The following is a 26,996-nucleotide window of genomic DNA, read 5'->3' on the forward strand; positions in this document are numbered from 1 at the left end:
CAGGTATTTTGACTGGCCCGACGCATTCGCGAGCAAGCCCGCTCCCACATTTTTAGCCGTGTTTACAGGTTTAGGGTCAGGCTGACCGTGAGGTTACGTGGCTCGCCGGGGTTGACCCAATAATTGCTGTAGGAGCGCTCGTAGTACTTTTCATCGAACAGGTTATTGAGATTCAGCCCTACGGTGACGTTGTCGGTGGCCTTGTAATGCGCCAGCAAATCCACGGTGTGATAGGCCGGCAGTTCGAACTGCGTGCCCGCCTCACCCGAACGATCCCCTACATACGTAAACGCCGCCCCCACGTCCGAACCCCGCAACAGCCCATCCTGAAACTCATACACCCCCAACAGGCTGCCACTGCGCTTGGCCACCCCCAGGATCCGGCTGCCGGCAGGGATGGTTTCATCGCCCTTGGTCACTTCGGCATCGATGTAGGCAAAGGCCCCGATCACCCGCACGGCATCTGTCACTTGCCCACTCAGTTGCAGGTCTACGCCTTGGCTGCGAGCCTTGCCCACCGCGCGGTTGAGGTTAGTGGCCGGGTCGAGGGTGAGGACGTTTTCCTTTTCGATATGGAACGCGGCGATGGTGGCGCTCAGGCGGTTGTCAAACAACTCGCTCTTGACCCCCACCTCGTAGCCCACGCCCTCTTCGGGCTTGAAGCCTTTGCTGTTGGCGTCCATTCCGCTGTTGGGTTTGAACGAGGTAGAGGCGTTGGCGAACACCCCAACCTCTGGCGTGAGTTGATAGAGCAGCCCTGCGCGCTGGGTGAAGGCGTCGTGGGTCTGGTGGCTCTTGGGTGCACCGGTGAAGTCTTCGATACGTTGGTCGAAGTGTTCAAAGCGTGCGCCGATCATCCCGCGCAGGCGGTCGGTGAAGACGATCTGGTCTTGCAGGTTGAGCGCGTGGCTTTTGGTCTGCTCAAAGAAGTCGGTACCGGTGCGCACGCCGTTGGGTTTGGGCTGGCCGTAGACCGGGTTGTAAAGGTCGATGGCATAGGGGCTGCCGCTGATGGCGGTTACCCGCTCCTTCTTACGGTAGTCCTCGTATTCGGTGCCGATCAGCAGCTCATGCTGCCAACTGCCGATGTCGAACATACCCCGCAGTTCCAGCTGGGTGATGCTGTCGTGCCACCCCATGGAGCGCTCGCGGTAACGGCGGTTGAGGGTGTGGCCATCGGCGTTCAGCGCGCGGTTTTCCGACGCGTCGCCCCACAGGCTGCCTTGCTTGTAGTGGCTGGCCAGGCGCAGTTGCCAGGCATCGTTGAGGTGATGCTCAAGGGTAGCCTGTAGGCGGTTGTTGTGGTTGTCGATGTCGCCGTCGTTGGGTTCGCCGAGGAAGGTGGAGCGCGATACCCCCGGTGCGTCAACGATGCCACGGTCGAAGGTGGAGCTGTGGCGCACGAATTCGCTTTCCACCAGCAGGCGGGTATCTGGGGCCAGTTGCCAACTGAACGAGGGGGCCACGAACACGCGCTTGCTCTGCACATGGTCACGGAAGCTGTGGTTGTCTTCCACCGCCAGGTTGACCCGCGACAGCACGTTGCCGTCGCTGTCCAGCGGGGTGTTGACGTCGAGGGCGGTGCGATAGCGGTCCCAACTGCCGGCGCTGGTTTGCAGGGTGGTGAAGGCTTCGGGCTGGGGCTTTTTGGTGACGATATTCACCGTGCCGCCCGGATCGCCGCGCCCATACAGGCTGGCGGCGGGGCCCTTGAGCACTTCGATGCGTTCGATATTGGCCGCGTCCGGCGTGCTCGGGTAGCCGCGGTTGGCGCTGAAGCCGTCCTGGTAGAACTCCGACGTGGTAAAGCCGCGCACGCTGTATTCATACAGGGTGAGGCCACCGAAGTTGTTTTGCTTGGACACGCCGCCGGCAAATTCCAGTGCGCGTTCCACGTTGGTGCTGCCCAGGTCCTGAAGCACGGTGGCGGGAATCACGCTGATGGACTGTGGGATATCACGCAGGTCGGTGTCAGTCTTGGTCGCGCTGGCAGAGCGGGTGGCGCGGTAGCCCTTGACCGGGCCGGTGGCGGATTCGTAGGCGTCGGTGGTGACGCTGATGGTGTCCAGTTCTACGGTGTTTTCTTCGGCGAAGGCGGGGTCGAGCAACAAACCCAAGGCCAGGCCAGCCAAGGGGGCGATTCTTCGAGACGGCATGATAGAGCGTTCCAATAGCGATATTGAAACAATATAACATGGCCAATGAGAATGAATTGCTTTGAAATATTCGCTTACAGGTGCCTGCGGACAGGCACCTTGGCGAGGGCGTTTATTCCTCTTCTTTTACAGGCGCCGGTGGCGGACGCAGGCCGATTTCCGCCGACAGCTTGATCTCTTTGCCGTTGCGCATCACCAGGATCGTCACCTTGTCGGTCGGCTTGATGCGCGCCACCTGGTTCATCGACTTACGGCCGTCGCCTGCCGGCTCGCCGTCGATGCTCAGGATCACGTCACCCAGTTGCAGGCCGGCTTTCTGCGCCGGGCCATCACGGAAGATCCCGGCCACCACGATGCCTGGGCGCCCGGTGAGGCCGAAGGATTCGGCCAGGTCCTTGGTCAGCGGTTGCACTTCAATGCCCAGCCAGCCGCGAATCACCTGGCCGTGCTCGATGATCGACTTCATCACCTCCATCGCCAGCTTCACCGGGATCGCAAAGCCGATGCCTTGGGAGCCGCCGGACTTGGAGAAAATCGCCGTGTTGATGCCGGTCAGGTTGCCATTGGCATCCACCAGCGCGCCGCCGGAGTTGCCTGGGTTGATCGCCGCGTCCGTCTGGATGAAGTCTTCGTAGCTGTTCAGGCCCAGCTGGTTGCGCCCGGTGGCGCTGATGATGCCCATGGTCACCGTCTGGCCCACGCCGAACGGGTTGCCGATGGCCAGCGCTACATCGCCTACACGCAGCCCTTCGGAGCGGCCGATGGTGATCGCCGGCAGGCTTTTCAAGTCGATCTTGAGCACCGCAAGGTCGGTTTCCGGGTCGCTACCGACCACGCGGGCCAGGGTTTCGCGGCCGTCACGCAGGGCCACTACAATCTGGTCGGCGCCGGTGGTGACATGGTTGTTGGTGAGGATGTAGCCCTCAGGGCTCATGATCACCCCGGAACCCAGGCTCGACTCCATCCGGCGCTGCTTGGGCCCGTTGTCGCCGAAATAGCGACGGAACTGCGGGTCTTCAAACAGCGGATGCGCCGGTTTGTTGATGACTTTGGTGGTGTACAGGTTGACCACGGCCGGGGCGGCGATGACGACCGCATCGGCATAGGTCACCGGACCTTGCACCACCGCGTTGGTTTGCGGGGCCTGTTGCAGGTTCACATCCAGGCTGGGTAGGCCCACCAGCTGGGGGAAGCGTTGAATAATCAACATCGCGATCAGCACGCCAGCCAACAATGGCCATCCAAAAAAACGCAGCGCCTTGAGCATCAAGTAAGTCCTGACAGGTTGCAGGGGGCGGGAGAGCGCCCATAATGTCGCGCATTATACGAGGCTGCGAGCGCCTTCGAACGGGATATTTAGGAGTCTTTTATGGCCGTTGCCCTTACCACCCTCGTCGAGGAAGCCGACCGCTACCTCGGCAGCGCCAAAATTGCCGATTATTGCCCCAACGGCCTGCAAGTAGAGGGGCGCCCGCAGGTGATGCGCATCGTCAGCGGCGTGACCGCAAGCCAGGCCCTGCTGGACGCGGCCGTCGAAGCCCAGGCGGATTTGATCCTGGTGCACCACGGTTATTTCTGGAAGGGCGAAAATCCCTGCATTACCGGCATGAAGCAACGTCGTCTCAAGACGCTGCTCAAGCACGATATCAGCCTGCTGGCCTACCACCTGCCGCTGGACCTGCACCCCGATGTGGGCAACAACGTGCAGCTGGCGCGTCAGTTGGACATCACTGTTGAAGGGCCGCTGGACCCGAACAACCCCAAGATCGTCGGCCTGGTCGGCTCCCTCGCCGAGCCGCTGTCGCCTCGTGATTTTGCCCGCCGTGTGCAGGAAGTCATGGGCCGCGAGCCGCTGCTGATCGAAGGCAGCGAGATGATCCGCCGCGTCGGCTGGTGCACCGGTGGTGGGCAGGGGTATATCGACCACGGCATTGCGGCCGGGGTCGATCTGTTCCTGAGCGGCGAAGCCTCCGAGCAAACGTTCCACAGTGCGCGGGAAAACGACATCAGCTTCATCGCTGCCGGCCACCACGCCACTGAGCGCTACGGTGTGCAGGCCCTGGGGGATTACTTGGCGCGGCGCTTTGCGTTGGAACACCTGTTCATCGATTGCCCCAACCCGATCTAACGATCACCGGTGGACAAAATGTGGGAGCGGGCTTGCTCGCGAATGCGGAGTGTCAGTCGCTAAATCTTTTACTGATACACCGCATTCGCGAGCAAGCCCGCTCCCACACTGTCCAGTGTTCACAGTAAGTGACGCGCCAAACTCCGGGGCATATTCATATATCGTTTCGATCTAGCCCGCTCCCTGAATAGAAGAAGGTGCTGTGCTAGCATGCCCCGCTCGAACACGGCCCGCAGGCCGTCCATAAGATCGTTTTTCCGTGAGTAACCATGGTCGACAAACTGACGCATCTGAAACAGCTGGAGGCGGAAAGCATCCACATCATCCGTGAGGTCGCCGCCGAGTTCGATAACCCGGTGATGCTCTACTCGATCGGTAAAGACTCCGCCGTGATGCTGCACCTGGCGCGCAAGGCCTTCTTCCCGGGCAAACTGCCATTCCCGGTGATGCACGTCGACACCCGCTGGAAATTCCAGGAGATGTACAAGTTCCGCGACAAGATGGTCGAGGAACTGGGCCTGGACCTGATCACCCACGTCAACCCTGATGGGGTAGCGCAGGGCATCAACCCGTTCACCCACGGCAGCGCCAAGCACACCGACATCATGAAGACCGAGGGCCTCAAGCAAGCCCTGGACAAGCATGGCTTCGACGCAGCGTTCGGCGGTGCCCGTCGTGATGAAGAGAAATCCCGCGCCAAAGAGCGCGTGTACTCGTTCCGCGACAGCAAACACCGCTGGGACCCGAAGAACCAGCGCCCGGAACTGTGGAACGTCTACAACGGCAACGTCAACAAGGGTGAGTCTATCCGCGTGTTCCCGCTGTCCAACTGGACCGAGCTGGACATCTGGCAGTACATCTACCTCGAAGGCATCCCGATCGTTCCGCTGTACTTCGCCGCCGAACGCGACGTGATCGAGAAGAACGGCACGTTGATCATGATCGACGACGACCGAATCCTTGAGCACTTGTCCGACGAAGACAAAGCCCGAATCGTCAAAAAGAAAGTACGTTTCCGTACCCTTGGCTGCTACCCGTTGACGGGCGCGGTGGAGTCCGAAGCCGAGACGCTGACCGACATCATTCAGGAAATGCTCCTGACGCGAACTTCCGAGCGCCAGGGCCGTGTCATCGACCACGATGGTGCAGGCTCGATGGAAGACAAAAAACGTCAGGGTTATTTCTAAGGGGTTGTCATGTCGCACGTATCTGATTTGATCAGCGAGGACATCCTCGCCTACCTGGGCCAGCACGAGCGCAAAGAGATGTTGCGCTTCCTGACCTGTGGCAACGTCGACGACGGCAAGAGCACCCTGATCGGGCGCCTGCTGCACGACTCCAAGATGATCTACGAAGATCACCTGGAAGCCATTACCCGCGATTCGAAAAAATCCGGCACCACCGGCGACGACATCGACCTGGCACTGCTGGTCGACGGCCTGCAGGCCGAGCGCGAGCAGGGCATCACCATTGATGTCGCCTACCGCTACTTCTCCACCGCCAAGCGCAAATTCATCATCGCCGATACCCCCGGCCATGAGCAGTACACCCGCAACATGGCCACCGGTGCCTCCACCTGTGACCTGGCGATCATCCTGATCGACGCCCGCTACGGCGTGCAGACCCAGACCCGTCGCCACAGCTACATCGCCTCGTTGCTGGGCATCAAGCACATCGTGATTGCCGTCAACAAGATGGACATCAACGGCTTTGACCAAAGCGTGTTCGAGTCCATCAAGGCCGATTACCTGAAGTTCGCCGAAGGCATCGCGTTCAAGCCGAGCACCATGGCGTTCGTGCCGATGTCGGCCCTCAAAGGTGACAACGTGGTGAACAAGAGCGAGCGTTCGCCTTGGTACACCGGCCAGTCGCTGATGGAGATCCTCGAAACCGTCGAGATCGCCAACGACCGCAACTACACCGACCTGCGGTTCCCGGTGCAGTACGTCAACCGTCCGAACCTGAACTTCCGTGGTTTTGCCGGCACCCTGGCCAGCGGCATCGTGCACAAGGGCGACGAAGTGGTGGTGCTGCCGTCGGGCAAGAGCAGCCGGGTAAAATCCATCGTCACCTTCGAAGGTGAGCTGGAGCACGCTGGCCCAGGCCAGGCCGTGACCCTGACCATGGAAGACGAGATCGACATCTCCCGTGGCGACCTGCTGGTACACGCCGACAACGTGCCGCAAGTGACCGACGCCTTCGACGCCATGCTGGTGTGGATGGCCGAAGAGCCAATGCTGCCGGGCAAGAAATACGACATCAAGCGCGCCACCAGCTACGTGCCGGGTTCCATCACCAGCATCGTGCACCGTGTGGATGTGAACACCCTGGCCGAAGGCCCGGCCAGTTCCCTGCAGTTGAACGAGATTGGCCGGGTCAAGGTCAGCCTCGACGCCGCCATCGCCTTGGACGGTTACGACAGCAACCGCACCACCGGTGCGTTTATCGTCATCGACCGCTTGACCAACGGCACTGTGGCCGCCGGCATGATCATCGCGCCGCCGGTTACCCACGGCAGCTCGGCGCAGCACGGCAAGTTGGCCCATGTGGCCACCGAAGAGCGTGCCCAGCGTTTCGGCCAGCAGCCGGCCACCGTGCTGTTCAGCGGCCTGTCGGGCGCTGGCAAGAGCACCTTGGCTTATGCGGTCGAGCGCAAGCTGTTCGACATGGGCCGTGCGGTGTTTGTGCTGGATGGCCAGAACCTGCGTCACGACCTGAACAAGGGCCTGCCGCAGGACCGTGCCGGTCGCACCGAGAACTGGCGTCGTGCCGCTCACGTGGCGCGTCAGTTCAACGAAGCGGGCCTGCTGACCCTGGCTGCGTTCGTCGCACCGGATGCTGAAGGCCGTGAACAGGCCAAGGCGCTGATTGGCGGTGACCGTCTGCTGACCGTCTACGTACAAGCATCGCCGCAGGTGTGCGCCGAGCGTGATCCGCAAGGTTTGTATGCGGCCGGTGGGGATAACATCCCTGGCGAATCCTTCCCGTACGACGTGCCGTTGAATGCCGATCTGGTGATCGACACCCAGGCCCTGTCGCTGGAAGAAAGCGTCAAGCAAGTGCTGGAGCTGTTGCGTCAGCGCGGCGCGATCTAAAGCCTGTCGCAATCAAATGTGGGAGGGGGCTTGCCCCCGATAGCGGTGGGTCAGTAAAAAATGTACTGACTGACACACTGCCATCGGGGGCAAGCCCCCTCCCACATTTTGATTATCTTTTGCCTGGGAATTCGGTGTGCAACTGCTCTAGCAGCGCATCTTTGCCTTCCCACAACCGGTTGATCCAACCCTGGAACGCCGTCCGGTACTCCCCATCCTGCTCATAATTTTTGCCAATGAACGCGGCCGGGATCTGCACTTCTTCGAACTGCACAACCACATCCTGCACATTCCCGCACAGTAAATCCCAATACCCAGGGCGCCCGGCAGGATAGTGGATGGTCACATTCACCAATGACTTCAACTGCTCACCCATCGCATCCAGCACAAACGCAATGCCACCGGCCTTAGGCTTGAGCAGATAACGGAACGGTGATTTCTGCTGCGCATGCTTGCCTGGGGTAAACCGCGTGCCCTCGGCAAAGTTGAAAATCCCCACCGGGTTGTCGCGAAACTTCGCACAGGTCTTGCGGGTGGTTTCCAGGTCTTTGCCTTTCTTCTCCGGGTGTTTCTCCAGGTAGGCTTTGGTGTAGCGCTTCATGAACGGGAAACCCAGCGCCCACCAGGCCAGGCCAATCACTGGCACCCAGATCAATTCCTGCTTGAGGAAGAACTTGAGCGGGCGAATGCGGCGGTTGAGCACGTATTGAAGCACCATGATATCCACCCAGCTCTGGTGGTTGCTGGTCACCAGGTACGAGTGCTGGTAGTCCAGCCCCTCAAGGCCTTTGATGTGCCAGCGCGTGCGCCGCACCAGGTTCATCCAGCCTTTGTTGTTGGTAACCCAGGCTTCGTGTGTGTGGTTCATCAACCATTCGCTGAAGCGCTTGGCAAACGGCAGCGCCTTGAACAGCGCCACGATAAACAGAAATGAACACAGCAGGATTGTGTTCAGTGCCAACAACAGCGATGCGATCACGCCACGCACGGCGGCAGGTAGAAAAGCCAGCATTTAGATATCCATCGGTCGGTTGGCGGCTTGGATCGCAGTGAGTGCGATGGTGTACACGATGTCGTCCACCTGGGCGCCGCGCGGCAGGTCGTTGACCGGTTTGCGCAGGCCTTGCAGCATCGGCCCCAGGCTCACGCAATCGGCGCTGCGTTGCACAGCCTTGTGGGTGGTGTTGCCGGTATTGAGGTCGGGGAACACAAATACCGTGGCCTTGCCGGCCACCTGGCTGTTGGGCGCCAGTTGGCGGGCCACGGTTTCGTTGGCTGCGGCGTCGTATTGCAGCGGGCCGTCGATCAGCAGCGAGCTTTGCTGCTCGTGGGCAAGCAGGGTGGCTTCGCGGACTTTCTCCACTTCTTCGCCGCTGGCTGAATCACCGCTGGAATAGCTGATCATCGCCACGCGCGGCGTAATGCCGAACGCCGCCGCCGAGTCAGCGCTTTGCAGGGCAATTTCTGCCAGTTCTGCCGCGCTGGGGTGCGGGTTCATCACGCAATCGCCGTACACCAGCACCTGCTCGGGGAACAGCATGAAGAACACCGACGAGACCAACGTGCAGCCTGGCGCCGTTTTAATCAGTTGCAGGGCAGGGCGGATGGTATTGGCGGTGGAGTGGATAACGCCGGAGACCAGGCCGTCCACTTCATCCAGGGCGAGCATCATGGTGGCGATCACCACGGTGTCTTCCAGTTGCTGTTCGGCCATCGGTGCATTGAGGCTCTTGCTCTTGCGCAGGGCGACCATCGGCTCGACGTAGCGTTGGCGGATCAGGTCTGGGTCGAGAATCTCCAGGCCTTCGGGCAATTCGATGCCTTGGGCACGGGCCACGGCTTCCACATCGGCCGGCTTGGCCAGCAATACGCAGCGGGCAATGCCACGGGCCTGGCAGATCGCAGCGGCCTGCACGGTCAGCGGCTCGCTGCCTTCGGGCAGGACGATACGCTTGTTGGCCGCCTGGGCGCGTTGGATCAACTGGTAGCGGAACACCGCCGGCGACAGGCGCATCTCCCGTGGGGTGCCGCAACGCTGGTGCAGCCAGCGTGCATCGAGGTGGCTGGCGACGAAATCGGTGATGATCTCGGCGCGCTCGCGGTCGTCGATGGGGATTTCTTTGTTCAGGCTGTTGAGTTGGTTGGCCGTGTCGTACGAGCCGGTGCTCACCGACAGCACCGGCAAACCGGCCTGGAACGCACCACGGCACAGGTCCATGATGCGCGGGTCAGGCAGGGTGTCGCTGGTCAACAACAGGCCGGCGAGCGGCACGCCGTTGATGGCGGCCAGGCTGACGGCGAGGATAATGTCGTCGCGGTCCCCTGGCGTTACCACCAGCACGCCGGGCTTGAGCAACTCCACGGTGTTACGCATGGTGCGGGCGCAGATGATGATCTTGGTCATGCGCCGGGTTTCGTAGTCGCCGGCGTTGAGGATCTGCGCGCCCATCAGGTCGGCCACGTCACGGGTGCGCGGGGCGTTGAGTTCCGGCTGGTAGGGAATGCAGCCCAGCAGGCGGAAGTCGCCACTGCGTAGCAGGGGCGAATGTTCCTTCAGGCGCGCAGAAAAGGCCTCCATGCTTTCGTCGGTGCGTACCTTGTTGAGGATTACGCCGAGCACTTTCGGGTCTTTCGGGCCGCCGAACAGTTGGGCCTGCAGTTCTACGCGGCCGGAAAGTTCGGTGAGCACTTCGTTTTCCGGCGCCGAAACCAGGATCACTTCCGCGTCCAGGCTCTTGGCCAGGTGCAGGTTGACCCGCGCCGCATAGCTGGCGTTGCGGGTCGGCACCATGCCTTCGACGATCAACACGTCCTTGCCCACGGCGGCTTGCTGATACAGCGTGATGATTTCTTCCAGCAACTCGTCGAGTTGGCCGTCGCCGAGCATGCGCTCTACGTGGGCCAGGCCCAGGGGTTGTGGCGGCTTGAGGCCATGGGTGCGTGCCACCAGTTCGGTGGAGCGTTCCGGGCCGGTATCGCCGGGATGTGGCTGGGCAATCGGCTTGAAGAACCCGACTTTCAGCCCGGCTCGTTCAAGGGTGCGCACCAGCCCGAGGCTGATGGAGGTCAGACCCACACCAAAATCGGTGGGCGCGATAAAAAAAGTCTGCATGCGAATTCTCTGGAGGTGCATGGCTTCGGTGGCGCTCTATGGCTGAGCGTCTACCGGGAATCAGGCGCCAAGGTTATCGTTATTCGTGTGCTTGCGCACACCAGCCGCAGGCAAAGGGCTGGCCTATTTTTTCCAGGCGCTGCGCGGGGTCCAATACCCAGGCGCGCGACTGCCACGGCGGCTGGTGGCGCAGGTGCTGGGTGTGGCCGCAGGACAGCTCGGCGACCCAGTGCTGGTCGTCGTCCTGGTGGAAGCCGGTGATCGTTGCGTCGCGTGTGTGACCCCGTCTGTCCGGGTTCTGTTCGCTTTCGGGCAAATCCTTGTTTAGACTTGTCCGTTCTTCATTCTTATGCAAAAGGTCTCGCCCCATGACGATCGCCGCTAACAAGGCTGTCTCCATCGACTATACCCTGACCAACGACGCTGGTGAGGTCATCGACAGCTCCGCCGGCGGCGCGCCGCTGGTCTACCTGCAAGGCGCAGGCAACATCATCCCAGGCCTGGAAAAGGCCCTGGAAGGCAAGGCAGTTGGTGATGAACTGACCGTTGCCGTAGAACCTGAAGATGCCTACGGCGAGTACTCGGCCGAGCTGGTCAGCACCCTGAGCCGCAGCATGTTCGAAGGCGTTGACGAGCTGGAAGTGGGCATGCAGTTCCACGCATCCGCACCAGATGGCCAAATGCAGATCGTGACCATCCGTGACCTGGACGGCGACGACGTTACCGTTGACGGCAACCACCCTCTGGCTGGCCAGCGCCTGAACTTCCAAGTGAAGATCGTTGCCATCCGCGACGCCTCCCAGGAAGAAGTGGCTCACGGCCACGTTCACGGTGAAGGCGGTCACCAGCACTGATTGATGCATTGATCAGCTGCTAGCAAAAACGCCCCGACTGGTTCGGGGCGTTTTTTTGTGTCCAGAGAATGTACGCGGTGCAAATGTGGGGGCGGGCTTGTGTGGGAGCGGGCTTGCTCGCGAATGCGGAGTGTCAGTCGCTAAATCTTTTACTGATACACCGCCTTCGCGAGCAAGCCCGCTCCCACATTTTTGAACTGTGTGATCCATACTCCGGACACAAACAAAAATGCCCCGGACCTTTCGGTACGGGGCATTTTTTAACTGTTGCGCAACCTGGGTTGCGATTCAGTTGTTACCACTTAGGCTGCAGCAGCGACGCTCAGAGCCTTGATGTGGCCATTCAGACGGCTCTTATGACGAGCGGCCTTGTTCTTGTGGATGATGCCTTTATCGGCCATACGGTCGATAACAGGCACAGCCAGAACGTAAGCTGCTTGAGCTTTTTCAGCGTCTTTGGTGTCGATGGCTTTAACTACATTCTTGATGTAGGTACGAACCATGGAACGCAGGCTGGCGTTGTGGCTGCGACGCTTCTCAGCCTGTTTTGCACGTTTTTTGGCGGAAGGTGTGTTGGCCACCGTCGAGCTCCTCGAAAGACTTTTTAGGAAATAGCAAACAAAATAGGCCGCGAATCATGCCGATGACTTGATGGGTTGTCAAGAGCGGCTGATGCGAACTGCTGAGTGGTCGATCTGAAGAGGCGGGTGATTTATTTCCGGCGCTTGACCTGTAAACTCGCGAGCTTTGGCTCTGTGCTGTTGCAGGCGCGCAGTATCGCATAAGTAGGCGCGTTGTTCGCCTGCTGTTTATCTAATAGGCGCAAACTCTTTCAATGAACCTCCTCAAATCGTTGGCCGCCGTCAGCTCTATCACCATGATTTCCAGGGTTCTGGGCTTTGTGCGTGACACCCTGTTGGCCCGCATTTTTGGCGCAAGCATGGCCACGGATGCGTTCTTCATTGCCTTTAAACTGCCCAACCTGCTGCGGCGGATCTTTGCCGAGGGCGCATTTTCCCAGGCATTTGTACCGATCCTGGCCGAATACAAGACCCAGCAGGGCGAGGAGGCGACGCGCACCTTTATTGCCTATGTCTCAGGCCTGCTGACCCTGGTACTGATGCTGGTGACCGTCCTTGGCATGCTCGCAGCGCCCTGGGTGATCTGGGCCACGGCCCCCGGTTTTGCCAATACGCCGGAAAAGTTCGCACTCACCACTGATCTGCTGCGGGTGACCTTTCCTTATATATTGCTGATTTCCCTCTCATCACTGGCCGGGGCGATCCTCAATACCTGGAACCGTTTCTCGGTGCCCGCATTCGTACCGACCCTGCTGAACGTCAGCATGATCATCTTCGCCCTGTTCCTCACGCCCTATTTCGATCCGCCGGTCATGGCCCTGGGCTGGGCCGTGCTGGCCGGTGGCCTGGCACAGTTGCTCTACCAGCTGCCACACCTGAAGAAGATCGGCATGCTCGTGCTGCCGCGCCTGAACCTCAAGGACACCGGCGTTTGGCGCGTGATGCGCAACATGCTGCCGGCGATCCTTGGCGTGTCGGTCAGCCAGATTTCCCTGATTATCAATACCGCATTTGCCTCGCTGCTGGTCTCGGGCTCGGTATCGTGGATGTACTACGCCGACCGCCTGATGGAATTGCCGTCCGGCGTGCTGGGCGTGGCGCTGGGTACGATCCTGCTGCCGACCCTGGCGCGGACCTACGCCAGCCAGGACCGCCAGGAATACTCACGCATCCTCGACTGGGGCCTGCGCCTGTGCTTTGTGCTGGTACTGCCATGCTCCCTGGCCTTGGGGATCCTGGCCGAGCCGCTGACGGTGTCGCTGTTCCAGTATGGGCAATTCGATGCCCATGACGCCTTGATGACCCAGCATGCGCTGATCGCCTATTCCGTCGGCCTGCTCGGCATCATCGTAATCAAGGTGTTGGCGCCGGGCTTCTACGCGCAGCAGAACATCCGTACACCGGTAAAAATCGCGATATTTACGCTGATCGTCACCCAACTGCTCAACCTGGTGTTTATCGGCCCGTTGGCCCATGCCGGCCTGGCCCTGGCCATCAGTGCGGGCGCGTGCATCAACGCAGGGCTGCTGTTTTACCAACTGCGCAAGCAGCAGATGTTCCAACCGCAGCCGGGCTGGGGCATGTTTGCCCTCAAACTGGTGGTGGCGGTAGCGGCGATGTCGGCGGTATTGCTGGGCCTGATGCACTTCATGCCCGCCTGGGACGAAGGCCATATGCTGGAGCGCTTCATGCGTCTTGGCGTGTTGGTAGTGGCCGGCGTGGTGGTGTACTTCGGGATGTTGCTGCTGCAGGGGTTCCGCCTGCGGGATTTCAATCGCAAGTCGCTTGGCTAGAGAGTTTGCGGCGATAAAACCGGTGTTTTATCGAATCGATCCATTTGGCCTGTTCTGTTGCCTGTCGTCCGGGGCCGGGTGTGGTTATAATCGACCACTTTATGAGCAAGAAGCGCGTTATGCAGCTGGTTCGAGGTCTTCACAACCTGCGCCCCCAGCATCGGGGCTGCGTCGCCACTATTGGCAACTTTGACGGTGTTCACCGTGGCCACCAGGCTATCCTGGCCCGGCTGCGCGAGCGTGCGGTCGAGTTGGGCGTGCCCAGCTGCGTGGTGATTTTCGAGCCACAGCCGCGGGAATACTTTACCCCCGAGACAGCGCCGGCCCGCCTGGCCCGCCTACGGGACAAGCTGCAACTGCTGGCCGAAGAAGGCGTGGACCGCGTTCTCTGCCTGGCCTTCAACCAGCGGTTGCAAAGCCTCAGCGCTGCCGAGTTCGTCGATCGTATCCTGGTCGATGGCCTGGGGGTTCAGCACTTGGAAGTCGGCGACGACTTCCGTTTTGGTTGCGACCGGGTCGGCGATTTCGATTTCCTGCAACACGCCGGGGTCAACCAGGGTTTTACCGTCGAAGCCGCGCAAACCGTCGAACTGGATGGCCTGCGCGTGAGCAGTACCCAGGTGCGTAACGCCCTGGCCGCTGCCGACTTCGCCCTGGCCGAGCGACTGCTCGGTCGCCCGTTCCGCATTGCCGGACGGGTCCTGCACGGCCAGAAGCTGGCGCGCCAATTGGGCACGCCAACCGCCAACGTGCAACTCAAGCGCCGTCGTGTGCCGCTGACCGGGGTTTATCTGGTGAGCGTCGACATCGACGGCCAATCGTGGCCGGGAGTCGCCAACATAGGCGTCAGGCCCACGGTTGCAGGTGATGGCAAGGCCCACCTGGAAGTTCACCTTTTGGATTTTGCCGGTGATTTGTATGACCGGCGTTTGACGGTGGTTTTCCACCAAAAGCTGCGTGAAGAGCAGCGTTTCGCCTCCCTTGAGGCGTTGAAAACGGCGATCAATGCGGATGTCGCCGCCGCCCGTGCACTAGCCGCACCTAGCGCCCATCGCTAACCGAAGAGCCTTAAATGACCGACTATAAAGCCACGCTAAACCTTCCGGACACCGCCTTCCCAATGAAGGCCGGCCTGCCACAGCGCGAACCGCAGATCCTGCAGCGCTGGGACAGTATTGGCCTGTACGGAAAGTTGCGCGAAATTGGCAAGGATCGTCCGAAATTCGTCCTGCACGACGGCCCTCCTTATGCCAACGGCACGATTCACATCGGTCATGCGCTGAACAAGATTCTCAAGGACATGATCCTGCGTTCGAAAACCCTGTCGGGCTTCGACGCGCCGTACGTGCCGGGTTGGGACTGCCACGGCCTGCCGATCGAGCACAAAGTCGAAGTGACCTACGGCAAGAACCTGGGCGCGGATAAAACCCGTGAACTGTGCCGTGCCTACGCCACCGAGCAGATCGAAGGGCAAAAGTCCGAATTCATCCGCCTGGGCGTGCTGGGCGAGTGGGACAACCCCTACAAGACCATGAACTTCAAGAACGAGGCCGGTGAAATCCGCGCTTTGGCCGAAATCGTCAAGGGCGGTTTCGTGTTCAAGGGCCTCAAGCCCGTGAACTGGTGCTTCGATTGCGGTTCGGCCCTGGCCGAAGCGGAAGTCGAGTACGAAGACAAAAAGTCCTCCACCATCGACGTGGCCTTCCCGATCGCCGACGAGGCCAAGCTGGCCGAGGCGTTTGGCCTGGCATCGCTGGCCAAGCCGGCTGCCATCGTGATCTGGACCACCACCCCGTGGACCATCCCGGCCAACCAGGCGCTGAACGTGCACCCCGAGTTCACCTACGCCCTGGTGGACGTTGGTGATCGCCTGCTGGTGCTGGCCGAAGAAATGGTCGAAGCCTGCCTGGCGCGCTACGAGCTGCAAGGTTCGGTCATCGCCACCACCACCGGCACCGCGCTGGAACTGATCAACTTCCGCCACCCGTTCTATGACCGCCTGTCGCCTGTGTACCTGGCTGACTACGTAGAACTGGGCTCGGGTACCGGCGTGGTTCACTCCGCCCCAGCCTACGGCGTGGACGACTTTGTGACCTGCAAAGCCTACGGCATGGTCAACGACGACATCCTCAACCCGGTGCAGAGCAATGGCGTATACGCGCCGTCGCTGGAGTTCTTCGGCGGCCAGTTCATCTTCAAGGCCAACGAGCCGATCATCGACAAGCTCAAGGAAGTCGGTTCGCTGCTGCACACCGAAACCATCAAGCACAGCTACATGCACTGCTGGCGCCACAAGACCCCGCTGATCTACCGCGCCACCGCGCAGTGGTTCATCGGCATGGACAAAGAGCCGGTCAGTGGTGACACCCTGCGTGTGCGCTCGCTCAAAGCCATCGAAGACACCAAGTTCGTACCGGCCTGGGGCCAGGCGCGCCTGCACTCGATGATCGCCAACCGCCCGGACTGGTGCATCTCCCGCCAGCGCAACTGGGGCGTGCCGATCCCGTTCTTCCTGAACAAGGAAAGCGGCGAGCTGCACCCACGTACCGTTGAACTGATGGAAGAAGTAGCACAGCGCGTTGAGCAGGAAGGTATCGAAGCCTGGTTCAAGCTCGACGCCGCTGAACTGCTGGGCGATGAAGCGCCGCAGTACGACAAGATCAGCGACACCCTCGACGTATGGTTCGACTCGGGTACCACTCACTGGCACGTGCTGCGCGGCTCGCACCCGATGGGCCACGAGAGCGGCCCGCGTGCCGACCTGTACCTGGAAGGCTCCGACCAACACCGTGGCTGGTTCCACTCGTCGCTGCTGACCGGTTGCGCCATCGACAACCACGCGCCGTACCGCGAACTGCTGACCCACGGCTTCACCGTCGATGAGACGGGTCGCAAGATGTCCAAGTCGCTGAAAAACGTGATCGAGCCGAAGAAGATCAACGACACCCTGGGCGCCGACATCATGCGCTTGTGGGTTGCGTCTACCGACTACTCGGGCGAAATCGCCGTGTCGGACCAGATCCTGGCCCGCAGTGCCGATGCCTACCGTCGCATCCGTAATACCGCACGCTTCCTGCTGTCGAACCTGACCGGTTTCAACCCGGCCACCGACATCCTGCCGGCCGAGGACATGCTCGCCCTGGACCGTTGGGCTGTGGACCGTACCCTGTTGCTGCAGCGCGAGTTGCAGGAAAACTACGGTGAATACCGCTTCTGGAACGTCTACTCGAAGATCCACAACTTCTGCGTGCAGGAGTTGGGTGGTTTCTACCTCGACATCATCAAGGACCGCCAGTACACCACCGGCGCCAACAGCAAGGCGCGCCGCTCGGCGCAGACCGCGCTGTACCACATCTCTGAGGCGCTGGTGCGCTGGATCGCACCGATCCTGGCCTTCACCGCTGACGAGCTGTGGGAATACCTGCCGGGCGAGCGCAACGAGTCGGTGATGCTCAACACCTGGTACGAAGGCCTGACTGAACTGCCGGCGGACTTCGAACTGGGCCGCGAATACTGGGAAGGCGTAATGGCCGTCAAGGTTGCGGTGAACAAGGAGCTGGAAGTGCAGCGCGCGGCCAAGGCCGTCGGCGGCAACCTGCAAGCCGAAGTCACCCTGTTCGCCGAAGACGGCCTGACTGCCGACCTGGCCAAGCTGAGCAACGAACTGCGCTTCGTACTGATCACCTCCACTGCCAGCCTGGCACCGTTTGCCCAGGCTCCAGCGGACGCCGTGGCCACTGAAGTGCCGGGTTTGAAGCTCAAAGTGGTCAAGTCGGCCTTCGCCAAGTGCGCCCGTTGCTGGCACTGCCGTGAAGATGTCGGCGTAAACCCGGAGCACCCGGAAATCTGCGGTCGTTGCGTCGACAACATCAGCGGCGCCGGCGAGGTTCGCCACTATGCCTAAAGCCAGTCGTTTTGGACGTCTGGGCTGGCTCGTACTGAGCGTGCTGGTCCTGGTCATCGACCAGGCCAGCAAGGTTCATTTCGAAGGCGCCTTGCAGATGTACCAGCAGATTGTGGTCATTCCGGACTACTTCAGCTGGACCCTGGCCTACAACACCGGCGCTGCGTTCAGCTTCCTGGCTGACGGCGGTGGCTGGCAGCGTTGGTTGTTCGCCCTGATCGCCGTGGTAGTCAGTGCAGTGCTGGTGGTGTGGCTCAAGCGCCTGGGGCGCGATGACACCTGGCTGGCTATTGCGCTGGCGCTGGTGCTGGGCGGCGCGCTGGGCAACCTGTACGACCGCATTGCCCTGGGTCATGTGATCGACTTCATTTTGGTGCATTGGCAGAACCGCTGGTATTTCCCGGCGTTCAACTTTGCCGACAGCGCTATCACCGTCGGTGCAATCATGCTGGCGTTGGATATGTTCAAAAGTAAGAAAACCGGAGAGACCGTCAATGACTGATCAGGTATTGGCTGAGCAACGCATCGGCCAGAACACGGAAGTCACCTTGCATTTCGCACTGCGCCTGGAGAACGGCGACACGGTCGACAGCACGTTCGACAAAGCCCCGGCCACCTTCAAGGTAGGGGATGGCAACCTGCTGCCGGGTTTTGAAGCGGCCCTGTTCGGTTTCAAGGCCGGCGACAAGCGCACCCTGCAGATCCTGCCGGAAAACGCCTTTGGCCAGCCCAACCCGCAAAACCTGCAGATCATCCCGCGTTCGCAATTCGAAGGCATGGACCTGTCGGAAGGCCTGCTGGTGATCTTCAATGATGCGGCAAATACCGAATTGCCTGGCGTGGTGAAAACCTTCGATGACACCCAAGTGACCATCGACTTCAACCACCCGCTGGCCGGTAAAACCTTGACCTTTGACGTTGAAATCATCGACGTTAAAGCGCTCTGATCAACTACACACGATTAAATGTGTGAAGTGGGTTTGTGTGGGAGGGGCGGTGCGACGATTCGACTTGCCCCCGATAGCGGTGGAGCAGTCAGAGGTTTGCTTACTGACCCACCGCCATCGGGGGCAAGTCGAATCGTCGCACCGCCCCTCCCACCTTTGATCTTCATTTTCAGTTGGGTTAGCGTCACACCTGACCCGAATTGCCGCAAGACACGAGGCACAGCATGCAAATCAAACTCGCCAACCCCCGTGGCTTCTGCGCCGGCGTGGACCGGGCGATCGAAATCGTCAACCGCGCCCTGGAAGTCTTCGGGCCGCCGATTTATGTGCGCCATGAAGTCGTCCACAACAAATTCGTGGTCGAAGACCTGCGTGCACGCGGCGCGATCTTCGTTGAAGAGCTCGACCAGGTGCCTGACGATGTAATCGTTATCTTCAGCGCCCACGGCGTCTCCCAGGCCGTGCGTACCGAAGCGGCAGGCCGTGGCCTGAAAGTCTTCGACGCCACCTGCCCGTTGGTGACCAAAGTGCATATCGAAGTCGCGCGCTACAGCCGTGACGGCCGCGAGTGCATCCTGATCGGCCACGCCGGGCACCCGGAAGTCGAAGGCACCATGGGCCAGTACGACGCCAGCAACGGCGGGGCCATCTACCTGGTGGAAGACGAAAAAGACGTCGCCAACCTGCAGGTGCACAACCCGGATCGCTTGGCATTCGTGACCCAGACCACCTTGTCGATGGACGACACCAGCCGCGTGATCGACGCGCTGCGCAGTCGTTTCCCGGCCATCGGCGGGCCACGCAAGGACGATATCTGCTACGCCACGCAAAACCGTCAGGATGCAGTGAAGCAACTGGCCAATGAATGCGATGTGGTGCTGGTTGTGGGCAGCCCCAACAGTTCCAACTCCAACCGCCTGCGTGAACTGGCTGAACGCATGGCGACACCGGCGTACCTCATTGACGGTGCCGAAGACATGCAGCGCAGCTGGTTCGACGGCGTCGAGCGTATCGGTATCACGGCCGGCGCCTCGGCTCCGGAAGTACTGGTGCGCGGCGTGATCCAGCAACTGCACGCCTGGGGTGCCACCGGTGCTGATGAGCTGGCTGGCCGCGAAGAGAACATCACGTTCTCCATGCCCAAGGAACTGCGGGTTCGCTCGCTGCTTTGAGTACCAGCGTGCCGGAGCCACTCCGGCACAACGCCTGCTCGGCCCTGTCGCTGCGCAGGCTGATACGCCCGCTCGGCGCCAGCACTATCTGGTGCAGGCTCTGCGCCTGATCCGTGGCGCATACATGCACAGTGCCCGCACGAAATCCCCCGCCTGGAAATACCGGTTCGCCCAACCCACTGAAACGGACCTGGTTCTTCACGGGCCCATTGCCAATGATTGCTACTCGACCGCTCTCCTGGCGCAGCAGCCGTACCGGGTTGTCTTCGTCCTCATGACCGCGCCCGCTCACATCCACGATTACCCGCCAGCCCTGGCCCCAGTCATCGTCCAGCGCGTGAATGACCACCGCGCGATTGTGTGCGATGGCCTCCGAGCGTGCAAAGCGCAACCCTTGGGCCAGCGATTGCGCTGTGGTTTGTCGCTGCTGTGATTCCAGCAGGCTCTTGAAAGCAGGCACTGCAAGGTGGGCCAGAATGCCGCTTACCAGCAGTCCGAGCAGCAGTTCGAGCAGCGTGAAACCTCGTTGGATCATGGTCTTCCCTCCCTGGGCGTGGATGCAGTCATAGGTATAGCGCCCGCTCCGTGCCGCCGAATGATGGCCTTTATGTCCAAAGTATTTCCCTTTGTTCCTGGCGCTGCGCGGACGAAAAACCGCCGCTAGTCTTGGTGCACGCAGCAGGGTTTGCCTGCTTTTTCCTGAACCTTCGACACGGATGACGACGGTAATGCTTGCTTGCCTCAACTCATTTCTCCCCCGTGCTTTACCTTCCAGCCAGGCCGGCACAACACTGGTCGAGGTGCTGGTGACTGTGCTGGTTCTTGCCATCGGCTTGTTGGGCGCGGCGGTGATTCAGCTCAATGCGCTCAAATCCACCGAGCAGTCGAGGATGACCAGCCAGGCCAGCTTTATCGCCTACGACATGCTCGACCGAATTCGTGCCAATCCTGGCGCGGACTACAGCTGGGGGCGGGCCGGGGACGCCCCTGCAAGTACTGTCACTGCCAATGTACGTGACCTGGACCTGCATGATTTTGAGGCGAATATCCTCGGTTTTGCCGGGGAAAATGCCAAAGGCTCGGTGAAGGTCAGCGACAACGAAGTCACTGTCAGCATCGGTTGGGACGACCGTCGCGCAAACCCCGTACCGGGCGCCAGGGAGATTTTCACGCTGAGCAGTCGCATTGAGGGCGTGCAGTGAGCCGCCTTTGTCGAGGCTTCAGCCTGGTGGAATTACTGCTCGCCCTGGCATTGGGACTGGTGTTGGTACTCGGGGCGAGCCAGGTGGCGATCAGCTCGCGGGCGACCCAGGCCAGTCAACAGGCCGCGATGTTGTTGCAGGACGATGCGCGGTTTGTCCTGGGCAAAATGGTTCAGGACATTCGTCAGGCAGGCATGTTCGGCTGCCTGGCCACAGCGTTTATCCACGATGCCCCCTCTGCTTTTGATCGGCCTGTCAGTTGGAGTGCAGGGAGTGATTCAAAGGCTTTGACGCTGGTGACCACTGATGCCAGTGACGTTGGCAAGCCGGACTGGACGGTGCTGTCCGATTGCTCGGGGGCTGCCCAGGCGTACATCGCAAGCTCGCCTGCTCCCGCGCCTGGGCAAATCCGTTTTGCGATACGCCAACTCACTTACACCTTTGAGGCGGGCCAGTTGAAGCTCAGTACGCTTGCAACACCTGCCAAGGCGGTATTGGTGGATAACGTCCAGGCGTTCGAGATCAGCTTTGGAGTGGCGGCCAAACAGGAGTCGGCCGCGGTGGTGCGCTACGACAGCGCACCCGCTGACACGTCCTTGATACGCAGCGTGCGCATCGTGATGACGCTGCAGGACCCTCGCGGGCAGGTAAAAGATCAAACCTACAGCGTTGTTGCGGCGCTGCGAAATCGTTTGGGGTAGGGCCGTCATGATATTTCCCAAAGGGGGCGGCAGGCGCCAATGCGGCATGGTGTTGCTGATGGGCCTGGTATTTCTACTGTTGCTATCGATGATCGGCCTTTCATCCATGCAAGGCGCAATCGCTCAACAAAAAAATACCAGCAGTCTCTGGTATCGCAATCAGTCGTTCCAGCACGCCGAAAGCGGGCTGAGGCTAGGGGAGGCGAACACGCGGCGCGCATTTGCGGCACTCCCGCTGTGTTGGTCCATTGCAGCCTGTGCGCCGCCGGGGGAAGCGTTTTCGGTGATGGGTGCAGGTTTGAATCCAGTGTCGGGCGTTGATTGGTTCGCTCATAACGGTGGCCTTTACGGCATTCAATCCCTGGGCGCGGCTGTGGGGGTGGCCCACTTGCCACCGCAAACTCGTGCTGCGCTGTATCGCGTAACGGCGGTTGGGCTCAGTGGCCCGTCACGCACAGTGCTGGAAAGCCTCTACACACATGTGGACGAGGAGGGTGGTGGGCGATTTCGACGAGTGGCATGGCGCCAACTTCAATAAGGAGCTGTGAAATGGGCATGGACAGCCAAGGTTTTACCCTGATCGAGTTGCTGGTCGCCGGGGCAATCATCGCGTTCTTGGCAGGGGTGGCTTACCCCGGCTATACGGGCCATATGAAAAAGGTCTATCGCGCGGAAATTGTTGGGTTGTTGACTGAGCAAGCTCAGCACCTGGAGCGCTTTTATACGAGGAACGGCACTTTTATTGACTCGAGCGGCGTCAGCGCGGGCAATGATCGCTATAGAATCACCGCTGCCCTGAACCCTCAGGCTTTCTACCTAGTGGCCACGCCTGCCGCTGATTCAGCGATGGCCGGCGACCCTTGCGGCGAATTCGGCCTGACCAGTACCGGTGAACGCAGTAATCCGGGCGCAGCACCTGACATGTCGCGCATGCTGTGCTGGGGGCAATGATGAGGGTGTTGGACGACTGGGCGCCGGGTGCGCTTGTTCCTATTTATCGGCTGGATCAAATGATGGCAAAGCAGCAGGTAGTGATTGTCGGTGGCGGAGTCATCGGCTTGTTGACGGCGTTCAACCTGGCTACCCAGGGGCAGTCGGTTGTACTGCTGGAGCGTGCAGGTTTGGGGCAGGAGTCTTCCTGGGCCGGTGGCGGTATTGTTTCGCCGCTGTATCCGTGGCGCTACAGCCCGGCGGTCACTGCGCTGGCCCATTGGTCCCAGGATTTTTATCCGCAGTTGGCTGAGCGGTTGTTTGCTGCGACGGGGGTCGACCCGGAGGTCCATACCACCGGGTTGTACTGGCTCGACCTGGATGACGAAGCCGATGCGCTGGCCTGGGCTGCGCGGGAAGGTCGGCCTTTGAGCAAGGTGGATGTCTCGGCCGCCCATGATGCGGTTCCGGTGTTGGGCGGCGGTTACTCCCAGGCGATCTATATGGCCAATGTGGCCAACGTGCGTAACCCGCGCCTGGTCAAGTCCCTCAAGGCGGCGCTGATGGCTTTGCCGGGCGTGACGGTTCACGAGCAGTGCGAAGTGACCGGGTTTGTGCTGAATGACAGCAAGGTGGTGGGGGTTGAGACGGCGGATGGTCCGATTCATGGCGAGCAGGTCGTATTGGCTGCTGGGGCGTGGAGTGGGGATCTGCTGGGTACGCTGGGCCTGGCGTTGCCGGTGGAACCGGTCAAAGGCCAGATGATCCTCTACAAGTGCGCATCGGATTTTTTGTCGAGCATGGTGCTGGCGAAAGGGCGGTATGCGATCCCTCGACGCGATGGCCATATCCTGATCGGGAGCACCCTGGAGCACGAGGGTTACGACAAGACGCCAACCGAGTCGGCGCTGGAGAGCCTAAAGGCCTCGGCAGTAGAGCTTATACCGGCCCTGGCGGATGCCGAGGTGGTTGGGCATTGGGCGGGCTTGCGGCCGGGGTCGCCGGAGGGTATTCCCTACATCGGCCCAGTGCCGGATTTTAACGGCCTGTGGCTCAATTGCGGGCATTACCGCAATGGCCTGGTGTTGGCGCCAGCGTCATGTCAGTTGTTCACCGACCTGTTGCTGGGCCGTGCGCCGATTATCGACCCGGCGCCGTACGCGCCCGAAGGCAGGATCAACGCTGGATAGACTTCGGCCCTTGCTCCAGGTGCGCTTGGGTGCAATACCAGTCCTGGCGCAAACTCAGGGCTCGATCCTGAGGCAAGTGCACGCCGCAATGGGCGCAACGCACCATCAGTGCGGCATCGGGCTCGCTGGCGCGTTGCTGTTTGGCGGCCGGGCTTTTGAATTTGCGCCAGAACCATACGGCAGCAGCAATGACGGCAATCCAGAACAGTAGACGAACCATGATGAGGAGCTTCTCGACGAGGAATGCGCCAGTTTAGCCAAGGACATGGCAGGCGCACAGCGCAATAATGCTTGCCCACAAAAAAGGGAGCCCCGCAGGGCTCCCTTTTTGCGTTGCATCGACACAAATCAGTCGAACACACCGAAGGTCATGTAGCTGAACCACGAGCGGTCCTGGTTGTTGCCCAGAGCCTGTGGCTCTTCTTCTTCTTCGATCACGTCGCCGTTCTCGTCGTGGGGCTTGAGGTCCGAAGGGATGGCGTCCTTGGCGTCCTGGAATTGCTTGATCACGTCCTGGTTGGCGCGGGTTTCGCCCGGCGGCAGTGGTGGACGGGATTCGATCAGGCCCAGGGTGTACTTGCTCAGCCACGAACGGTTGTCGGCTTCAGCAACCTGCGGCACGAACTGGCCGTCTTTCAGGCTCGGGTGATCCGGGTAGTTGAGTTTCAAGGTTTCCAGGCTGGTGCTGGCCAGCTCGTCCAGGTGCAGACGCTGGTAAGCCTCGGTCATCACGGCCAGGCCGTCACCCACGGAAGGGGTTTCCTGGAAGTTCTCAACCACATAACGACCACGGTTGGCGGCAGCTACATAGGCCTGACGGGTCAGGTAGTAGTGGGCTACGTGGATCTCGTAGGAAGCCAGCAGGTTGCGCAGGTAGATCATGCGCTGCTTGGCGTCCGGTGCGTAGCGGCTGTTGGGGTAGCGGCTGGTCAGCTGGGCGAACTCGTTGTAGGAGTCGCGGGCAGCACCCGGGTCACGCTTGGTCATGTCCAGCGGCAGGAAGCGCGCCAGCAGGCCCACGTCCTGGTCGAACGAGGTCAGGCCCTTCATATAGTAGGCGTAGTCCACGTTCGGGTGCTGCGGGTGCAGGCGGATGAAGCGCTCTGCGGCAGACTTGGCGGCTTCCGGCTCGGCGTTCTTGTAGTTGGCGTAGATCAACTCAAGCTGGGCCTGGTCGGCGTAGCGCCCGAACGGATAGCGGGACTCCAAGGCCTTCAGCTTCGCTGTGGCGCTGGTGTAGCTATTATTGTCCAAGTCTTTCTGAGCCAGTTGGTACAACTCGACTTCGCTCAGGTTTTCGTCGACGACTTCCTTTGTTGACGAGCAAGCAGCAGTCATGGCGAGGATGGCGATCAGCAGCAGGTGTTTCACTTGCATGGCGGCTTGCGTCCCTATGACGGCCGCTGTCTTGGGCGGGGCCGTCCTGTTATGATGAGCGCCCCGTTGAAAGCCTCGGGGCAAAAGACGCCGTATTTAACCACAAGCGCGCAGCCGAAACCAAAGGCTGTGCCACGCCTAGTCTGAGCATGTCCGATAAAATTGAACTTCGCGCAGAGGTGCCGTCCGAATTGGGCGGCCAACGCCTCGATCAAGTCGCCGCACAATTATTCGCTGAGCACTCGCGCTCGCGCCTTTCCGCCTGGATCAAAGACGGCCGCCTGACTGTGGATGGAGCGGTTATCCGCCCGCGAGACATAGTCCATGGCGGTGCGATTCTTGAGCTGACTGCCGAGCAGGAAGCCCAGGGAGAATGGATCGCCCAGGACATTGAACTGGACATCGTCTACGAAGACGACGACATCCTGGTGATCAATAAACCCGCAGGCCTGGTGGTTCACCCGGCTGCCGGGCACGCTGACGGCACCTTGCTCAATGCCCTGTTGCACCATGTGCCGGACATCGTCAACGTCCCGCGCTGCGGCATCGTGCACCGTCTGGACAAGGACACCACCGGCTTGATGGTGGTGGCCAAGACCATTCAGGCGCAGACGCAATTGGTGACACAACTGCAAAGCCGCAGCGTCAGCCGGATCTACGAGTGCATCGTGATCGGCGTCGTGGTGGCAGGTGGCAAGATCAACGCGCCTATCGGTCGTCACGGCCAGCAGCGCCAGCGTATGGCGGTGATGGAGGGCGGCAAGCAGGCCGTGAGCCACTACCGTGTGCTGGAGCGTTTCCGCTCCCACACCCATGTGCGGGTCAAGCTGGAAACCGGGCGTACCCACCAGATTCGTGTGCATATGGCCCACATCAACTTCCCGTTGGTCGGCGATCCGGCCTACGGTGGTCGCTTCCGCATTCCGCCTGCGGCCAGCCAGACCATGGTTGAATCGCTCAAGTCGTTCCCGCGCCAGGCACTGCATGCACGCTTCCTGGAATTGGATCATCCGACGAGCGGTAAGCGCATGAGCTGGGAATCGCCGCTGCCAGACGATCTGGTCTGGTTGTTGTCGTTGCTCAAGCAGGATCGCGAGGCGTTTGTCGGATGAGTGACTGGCTGATTCCTGACTGGCCTGCGCCGGCTCAGGTAAAAGCCTGCGTTACCACCCGTGCGGGCGGCGTCAGTCTGGCGCCGTTCGACAGCCTCAACCTGGGCGATCACGTAGAGGACAGCTTGGAAGCTGTGCTTGAAAATCGTCGTCGTCTTAGTGACGCCTTCAATATCAAGCCGGCCTGGCTGCGTCAGGTTCACGGCGTAACGGTGGTCGAGGCCGACCCCAGTCGCACCGCCGAAGCCGATGGTAGCTGGACCAGCACCCCAGGTATTGCTTGCACTTCCATGACCGCCGATTGCCTGCCTGCGTTGTTCTGCAACCGCGCCGGTACTCGCGTCGCGGCTGCCCATGCCGGTTGGCGTGGCTTGGCGGCGGGCGTACTGGAAGCAGCTATCGACAGCCTGGAAACTGATCCGGGCGAAGTCTTGGTCTGGCTCGGCCCGGCCATTGGCCCGCAAGCCTTTGAAGTCGGCCCGGAAGTGCGCGAAGCCTTCATGCAGCAACTGCCGATCACCGCCGAAGCCTTCGTGCCCAGCCGCAACCCCGGCAAGTTCATGGCCGACATCTATAAGCTCGCTCGCCTACGCCTTGCCGAGCGAGGTGTCACCGCTATTTATGGTGGCGGTTTCTGTACCGTGACCGACCCGCGCTTCTTTTCTTACCGCCGCAGTTCACACACTGGTCGGTTTGCCTCCCTGATCTGGCTGGAACGCTAGACTCTCCTGACTTGGGTCAA

The 26,996-nt window shown here is 60.7% G+C and carries 26 protein-coding genes; 17 read left to right on the forward strand and 9 right to left on the reverse strand.

Annotated features, from left to right (window positions below; translation table 11 throughout):
- Positions 1 to 62 precede the first annotated feature (62 nt).
- Together DYL59_RS00005 and algW are read right to left on the reverse strand one after the other, a co-directional pair.
- Positions 63 to 2,156, reverse strand: coding sequence for a TonB-dependent siderophore receptor (locus DYL59_RS00005; RefSeq protein WP_135287327.1), 2,094 nt, complete (start codon positions 2,154 to 2,156; stop codon positions 63 to 65).
- A 112-nt stretch (positions 2,157 to 2,268) separates the two neighbouring features.
- Positions 2,269 to 3,423 carry a Do family serine endopeptidase AlgW gene (gene algW, locus DYL59_RS00010; protein WP_135287328.1) on the reverse strand — a complete coding sequence of 385 codons (1,155 nt, stop codon included), beginning with the start codon at positions 3,421 to 3,423 and terminating at the stop codon, positions 2,269 to 2,271.
- Between the two features lie 102 nt (positions 3,424 to 3,525).
- On the opposite strand from algW, the gene DYL59_RS00015 reads away from it, so the two are divergent.
- The 3 genes from DYL59_RS00015 (at position 3,526) to cysN (ending at position 7,379) form a co-directional block, all read left to right on the forward strand.
- Positions 3,526 to 4,284 carry a Nif3-like dinuclear metal center hexameric protein gene (locus DYL59_RS00015; protein WP_135287329.1) on the forward strand — a complete coding sequence of 253 codons (759 nt, stop codon included), beginning with the start codon at positions 3,526 to 3,528 and terminating at the stop codon, positions 4,282 to 4,284.
- A gap of 269 nt (positions 4,285 to 4,553) precedes the next feature.
- The gene (gene cysD / locus DYL59_RS00025) at positions 4,554 to 5,471 is read left to right on the forward strand and encodes a sulfate adenylyltransferase subunit CysD (protein ID WP_017137614.1); all 918 of its coding nucleotides are present in this window, start codon (positions 4,554 to 4,556) and stop codon (positions 5,469 to 5,471) included.
- 9 nt (positions 5,472 to 5,480) lie between these two features.
- Positions 5,481 to 7,379 (forward strand): sulfate adenylyltransferase subunit CysN, encoded by a 1,899-nt coding sequence (gene cysN / locus DYL59_RS00030; protein WP_135287331.1) that lies wholly within the window; start codon positions 5,481 to 5,483, stop codon positions 7,377 to 7,379.
- Positions 7,380 to 7,491: 112 nt separating this feature from the next.
- Here cysN and DYL59_RS00035 read toward each other — a convergent pair whose 3' ends face one another.
- From DYL59_RS00035 to DYL59_RS00045, 3 genes are all read right to left on the reverse strand, one after another.
- The gene (locus tag DYL59_RS00035; protein WP_135287332.1) at positions 7,492 to 8,391 is read right to left on the reverse strand and encodes an acyltransferase; all 900 of its coding nucleotides are present in this window, start codon (positions 8,389 to 8,391) and stop codon (positions 7,492 to 7,494) included.
- Entirely contained in the window at positions 8,392 to 10,491 is a 2,100-nt protein-coding gene (gene pta / locus DYL59_RS00040) for a phosphate acetyltransferase (RefSeq protein WP_135287333.1), read from the reverse strand. It abuts the gene before it with no gap.
- A 79-nt stretch (positions 10,492 to 10,570) separates the two neighbouring features.
- A complete protein-coding gene (locus DYL59_RS00045) occupies positions 10,571 to 10,861 on the reverse strand; it encodes a DUF3565 domain-containing protein (RefSeq protein WP_135287716.1) in 291 nt (96 codons plus the stop codon).
- On the opposite strand from DYL59_RS00045, the gene DYL59_RS00050 reads away from it, so the two are divergent.
- Complete coding sequence (locus DYL59_RS00050) at positions 10,860 to 11,345, forward strand: FKBP-type peptidyl-prolyl cis-trans isomerase (protein ID WP_032886172.1); 486 nt, start codon at positions 10,860 to 10,862, stop codon at positions 11,343 to 11,345. The two genes, DYL59_RS00045 and DYL59_RS00050, sit on opposite strands and share 2 nt — an antisense overlap.
- A gap of 302 nt (positions 11,346 to 11,647) precedes the next feature.
- Here the strand turns inward: DYL59_RS00050 and rpsT are convergent, their stop codons facing one another.
- Positions 11,648 to 11,926: a 30S ribosomal protein S20 gene (gene rpsT / locus DYL59_RS00055; protein ID WP_016976313.1), complete on the reverse strand. Its 279-nt coding sequence runs from the start codon at positions 11,924 to 11,926 to the stop codon at positions 11,648 to 11,650.
- Positions 11,927 to 12,180: 254 nt separating this feature from the next.
- On the opposite strand from rpsT, the gene murJ reads away from it, so the two are divergent.
- The 6 genes from murJ to ispH all read left to right on the forward strand — a co-directional run bounded on the left by murJ (position 12,181) and on the right by ispH (position 19,742).
- A complete protein-coding gene (murJ, locus tag DYL59_RS00060; protein ID WP_135287334.1) occupies positions 12,181 to 13,719 on the forward strand; it encodes a murein biosynthesis integral membrane protein MurJ in 1,539 nt (512 codons plus the stop codon).
- Between the two features lie 119 nt (positions 13,720 to 13,838).
- Positions 13,839 to 14,777 (forward strand): bifunctional riboflavin kinase/FAD synthetase, encoded by a 939-nt coding sequence (gene ribF, locus DYL59_RS00065; RefSeq protein WP_167496637.1) that lies wholly within the window; start codon positions 13,839 to 13,841, stop codon positions 14,775 to 14,777.
- A 14-nt stretch (positions 14,778 to 14,791) separates the two neighbouring features.
- On the forward strand, positions 14,792 to 17,623 hold the full coding sequence (gene ileS / locus DYL59_RS00070) for an isoleucine--tRNA ligase (protein ID WP_135287335.1): 2,832 nt from the start codon (positions 14,792 to 14,794) through the stop codon (positions 17,621 to 17,623).
- On the forward strand, positions 17,616 to 18,125 hold the full coding sequence (lspA, locus tag DYL59_RS00075; RefSeq protein ID WP_135287336.1) for a signal peptidase II: 510 nt from the start codon (positions 17,616 to 17,618) through the stop codon (positions 18,123 to 18,125). The genes ileS and lspA overlap by 8 nt, the downstream gene beginning before the upstream one ends.
- Before the next feature lie 7 nt (positions 18,126 to 18,132).
- A complete protein-coding gene (locus tag DYL59_RS00080; RefSeq protein WP_193557525.1) occupies positions 18,133 to 18,570 on the forward strand; it encodes an FKBP-type peptidyl-prolyl cis-trans isomerase in 438 nt (145 codons plus the stop codon).
- A 224-nt stretch (positions 18,571 to 18,794) separates the two neighbouring features.
- Positions 18,795 to 19,742: a 4-hydroxy-3-methylbut-2-enyl diphosphate reductase gene (gene ispH, locus DYL59_RS00085; RefSeq protein WP_135287338.1), complete on the forward strand. Its 948-nt coding sequence runs from the start codon at positions 18,795 to 18,797 to the stop codon at positions 19,740 to 19,742.
- Here ispH and DYL59_RS00090 read toward each other — a convergent pair.
- A complete protein-coding gene (locus DYL59_RS00090) occupies positions 19,696 to 20,277 on the reverse strand; it encodes a GspH/FimT family pseudopilin (RefSeq protein ID WP_135287717.1) in 582 nt (193 codons plus the stop codon). The genes ispH and DYL59_RS00090 overlap by 47 nt on opposite strands.
- Before the next feature lie 193 nt (positions 20,278 to 20,470).
- On the opposite strand from DYL59_RS00090, the gene pilV reads away from it, so the two are divergent.
- The 5 genes from pilV to thiO are packed head-to-tail and all read left to right on the forward strand — an operon-like array spanning position 20,471 to position 23,765.
- A complete protein-coding gene (pilV, locus tag DYL59_RS00095; protein WP_135287339.1) occupies positions 20,471 to 20,944 on the forward strand; it encodes a type IV pilus modification protein PilV in 474 nt (157 codons plus the stop codon).
- The gene (locus DYL59_RS00100) at positions 20,941 to 21,645 is read left to right on the forward strand and encodes a prepilin-type N-terminal cleavage/methylation domain-containing protein (RefSeq protein WP_135287340.1); all 705 of its coding nucleotides are present in this window, start codon (positions 20,941 to 20,943) and stop codon (positions 21,643 to 21,645) included. The genes pilV and DYL59_RS00100 overlap by 4 nt, the downstream gene beginning before the upstream one ends.
- Positions 21,646 to 21,652: 7 nt before the next feature.
- Positions 21,653 to 22,183, forward strand: a complete 531-nt coding sequence (locus DYL59_RS00105; RefSeq protein ID WP_238340580.1) for a pilus assembly PilX family protein — start codon at positions 21,653 to 21,655, stop codon at positions 22,181 to 22,183.
- 11 nt (positions 22,184 to 22,194) lie between these two features.
- Positions 22,195 to 22,596: a type IV pilin protein gene (locus DYL59_RS00110; RefSeq protein WP_135287342.1), complete on the forward strand. Its 402-nt coding sequence runs from the start codon at positions 22,195 to 22,197 to the stop codon at positions 22,594 to 22,596.
- Between the two features lie 59 nt (positions 22,597 to 22,655).
- A complete protein-coding gene (gene thiO, locus DYL59_RS00115) occupies positions 22,656 to 23,765 on the forward strand; it encodes a glycine oxidase ThiO (RefSeq protein ID WP_135287343.1) in 1,110 nt (369 codons plus the stop codon).
- On the opposite strand, the gene DYL59_RS00120 is transcribed toward thiO, so the two are convergent.
- A complete protein-coding gene (locus tag DYL59_RS00120) occupies positions 23,752 to 23,985 on the reverse strand; it encodes a PP0621 family protein (protein ID WP_135287344.1) in 234 nt (77 codons plus the stop codon). The two genes, thiO and DYL59_RS00120, sit on opposite strands and share 14 nt — an antisense overlap.
- 128 nt (positions 23,986 to 24,113) lie before the next feature.
- Complete coding sequence (locus DYL59_RS00125; protein ID WP_135287345.1) at positions 24,114 to 25,142, reverse strand: outer membrane protein assembly factor BamD; 1,029 nt, start codon at positions 25,140 to 25,142, stop codon at positions 24,114 to 24,116.
- A 149-nt stretch (positions 25,143 to 25,291) separates the two neighbouring features.
- On the opposite strand from DYL59_RS00125, the gene rluD reads away from it, so the two are divergent.
- Together rluD and pgeF are read left to right on the forward strand one after the other, a co-directional pair.
- Positions 25,292 to 26,254: a 23S rRNA pseudouridine(1911/1915/1917) synthase RluD gene (gene rluD / locus DYL59_RS00130; RefSeq protein ID WP_135287346.1), complete on the forward strand. Its 963-nt coding sequence runs from the start codon at positions 25,292 to 25,294 to the stop codon at positions 26,252 to 26,254.
- The gene (pgeF, locus tag DYL59_RS00135; protein ID WP_135287347.1) at positions 26,251 to 26,976 is read left to right on the forward strand and encodes a peptidoglycan editing factor PgeF; all 726 of its coding nucleotides are present in this window, start codon (positions 26,251 to 26,253) and stop codon (positions 26,974 to 26,976) included. Before rluD ends, pgeF begins: the two co-directional genes overlap by 4 nt.
- The last annotated feature ends 20 nt before the right edge of the window (positions 26,977 to 26,996 follow it).

This window comes from Pseudomonas kairouanensis, assembly GCF_004682055.1.
Taxonomy (GTDB): domain Bacteria; phylum Pseudomonadota; class Gammaproteobacteria; order Pseudomonadales; family Pseudomonadaceae; genus Aquipseudomonas; species Aquipseudomonas kairouanensis.

What these genes read in the sequence shown, in the direction of transcription:
- DYL59_RS00125 (WP_135287345.1), bottom strand. Translation starts at nt 25,142, where the DNA reads ATGCAAGTGAAACACCTGCTGCTGATCGCCATCCTCGCCATGACTGCT.
- DYL59_RS00110 (WP_135287342.1), top strand. Translation starts at nt 22,195, where the DNA reads ATGGGCATGGACAGCCAAGGTTTTACCCTGATCGAGTTGCTGGTCGCC.
- pgeF (WP_135287347.1), top strand. Translation starts at nt 26,251, where the DNA reads ATGAGTGACTGGCTGATTCCTGACTGGCCTGCGCCGGCTCAGGTAAAA.
- pta (WP_135287333.1), bottom strand. Translation starts at nt 10,491, where the DNA reads ATGCAGACTTTTTTTATCGCGCCCACCGATTTTGGTGTGGGTCTGACC.
- lspA (WP_135287336.1), top strand. Translation starts at nt 17,616, where the DNA reads ATGCCTAAAGCCAGTCGTTTTGGACGTCTGGGCTGGCTCGTACTGAGC.
- ileS (WP_135287335.1), top strand. Translation starts at nt 14,792, where the DNA reads ATGACCGACTATAAAGCCACGCTAAACCTTCCGGACACCGCCTTCCCA.
- DYL59_RS00120 (WP_135287344.1), bottom strand. Translation starts at nt 23,985, where the DNA reads ATGGTTCGTCTACTGTTCTGGATTGCCGTCATTGCTGCTGCCGTATGG.
- algW (WP_135287328.1), bottom strand. Translation starts at nt 3,423, where the DNA reads ATGCTCAAGGCGCTGCGTTTTTTTGGATGGCCATTGTTGGCTGGCGTG.
- DYL59_RS00050 (WP_032886172.1), top strand. Translation starts at nt 10,860, where the DNA reads ATGACGATCGCCGCTAACAAGGCTGTCTCCATCGACTATACCCTGACC.
- rluD (WP_135287346.1), top strand. Translation starts at nt 25,292, where the DNA reads ATGTCCGATAAAATTGAACTTCGCGCAGAGGTGCCGTCCGAATTGGGC.
- DYL59_RS00015 (WP_135287329.1), top strand. Translation starts at nt 3,526, where the DNA reads ATGGCCGTTGCCCTTACCACCCTCGTCGAGGAAGCCGACCGCTACCTC.
- ispH (WP_135287338.1), top strand. Translation starts at nt 18,795, where the DNA reads ATGCAAATCAAACTCGCCAACCCCCGTGGCTTCTGCGCCGGCGTGGAC.
- cysN (WP_135287331.1), top strand. Translation starts at nt 5,481, where the DNA reads ATGTCGCACGTATCTGATTTGATCAGCGAGGACATCCTCGCCTACCTG.
- DYL59_RS00090 (WP_135287717.1), bottom strand. Translation starts at nt 20,277, where the DNA reads ATGATCCAACGAGGTTTCACGCTGCTCGAACTGCTGCTCGGACTGCTG.
- DYL59_RS00035 (WP_135287332.1), bottom strand. Translation starts at nt 8,391, where the DNA reads ATGCTGGCTTTTCTACCTGCCGCCGTGCGTGGCGTGATCGCATCGCTG.
- murJ (WP_135287334.1), top strand. Translation starts at nt 12,181, where the DNA reads ATGAACCTCCTCAAATCGTTGGCCGCCGTCAGCTCTATCACCATGATT.
- pilV (WP_135287339.1), top strand. Translation starts at nt 20,471, where the DNA reads ATGCTTGCTTGCCTCAACTCATTTCTCCCCCGTGCTTTACCTTCCAGC.
- ribF (WP_167496637.1), top strand. Translation starts at nt 13,839, where the DNA reads ATGCAGCTGGTTCGAGGTCTTCACAACCTGCGCCCCCAGCATCGGGGC.
- thiO (WP_135287343.1), top strand. Translation starts at nt 22,656, where the DNA reads ATGATGGCAAAGCAGCAGGTAGTGATTGTCGGTGGCGGAGTCATCGGC.
- DYL59_RS00005 (WP_135287327.1), bottom strand. Translation starts at nt 2,156, where the DNA reads ATGCCGTCTCGAAGAATCGCCCCCTTGGCTGGCCTGGCCTTGGGTTTG.
- DYL59_RS00045 (WP_135287716.1), bottom strand. Translation starts at nt 10,861, where the DNA reads ATGGGGCGAGACCTTTTGCATAAGAATGAAGAACGGACAAGTCTAAAC.
- cysD (WP_017137614.1), top strand. Translation starts at nt 4,554, where the DNA reads ATGGTCGACAAACTGACGCATCTGAAACAGCTGGAGGCGGAAAGCATC.
- DYL59_RS00105 (WP_238340580.1), top strand. Translation starts at nt 21,653, where the DNA reads ATGATATTTCCCAAAGGGGGCGGCAGGCGCCAATGCGGCATGGTGTTG.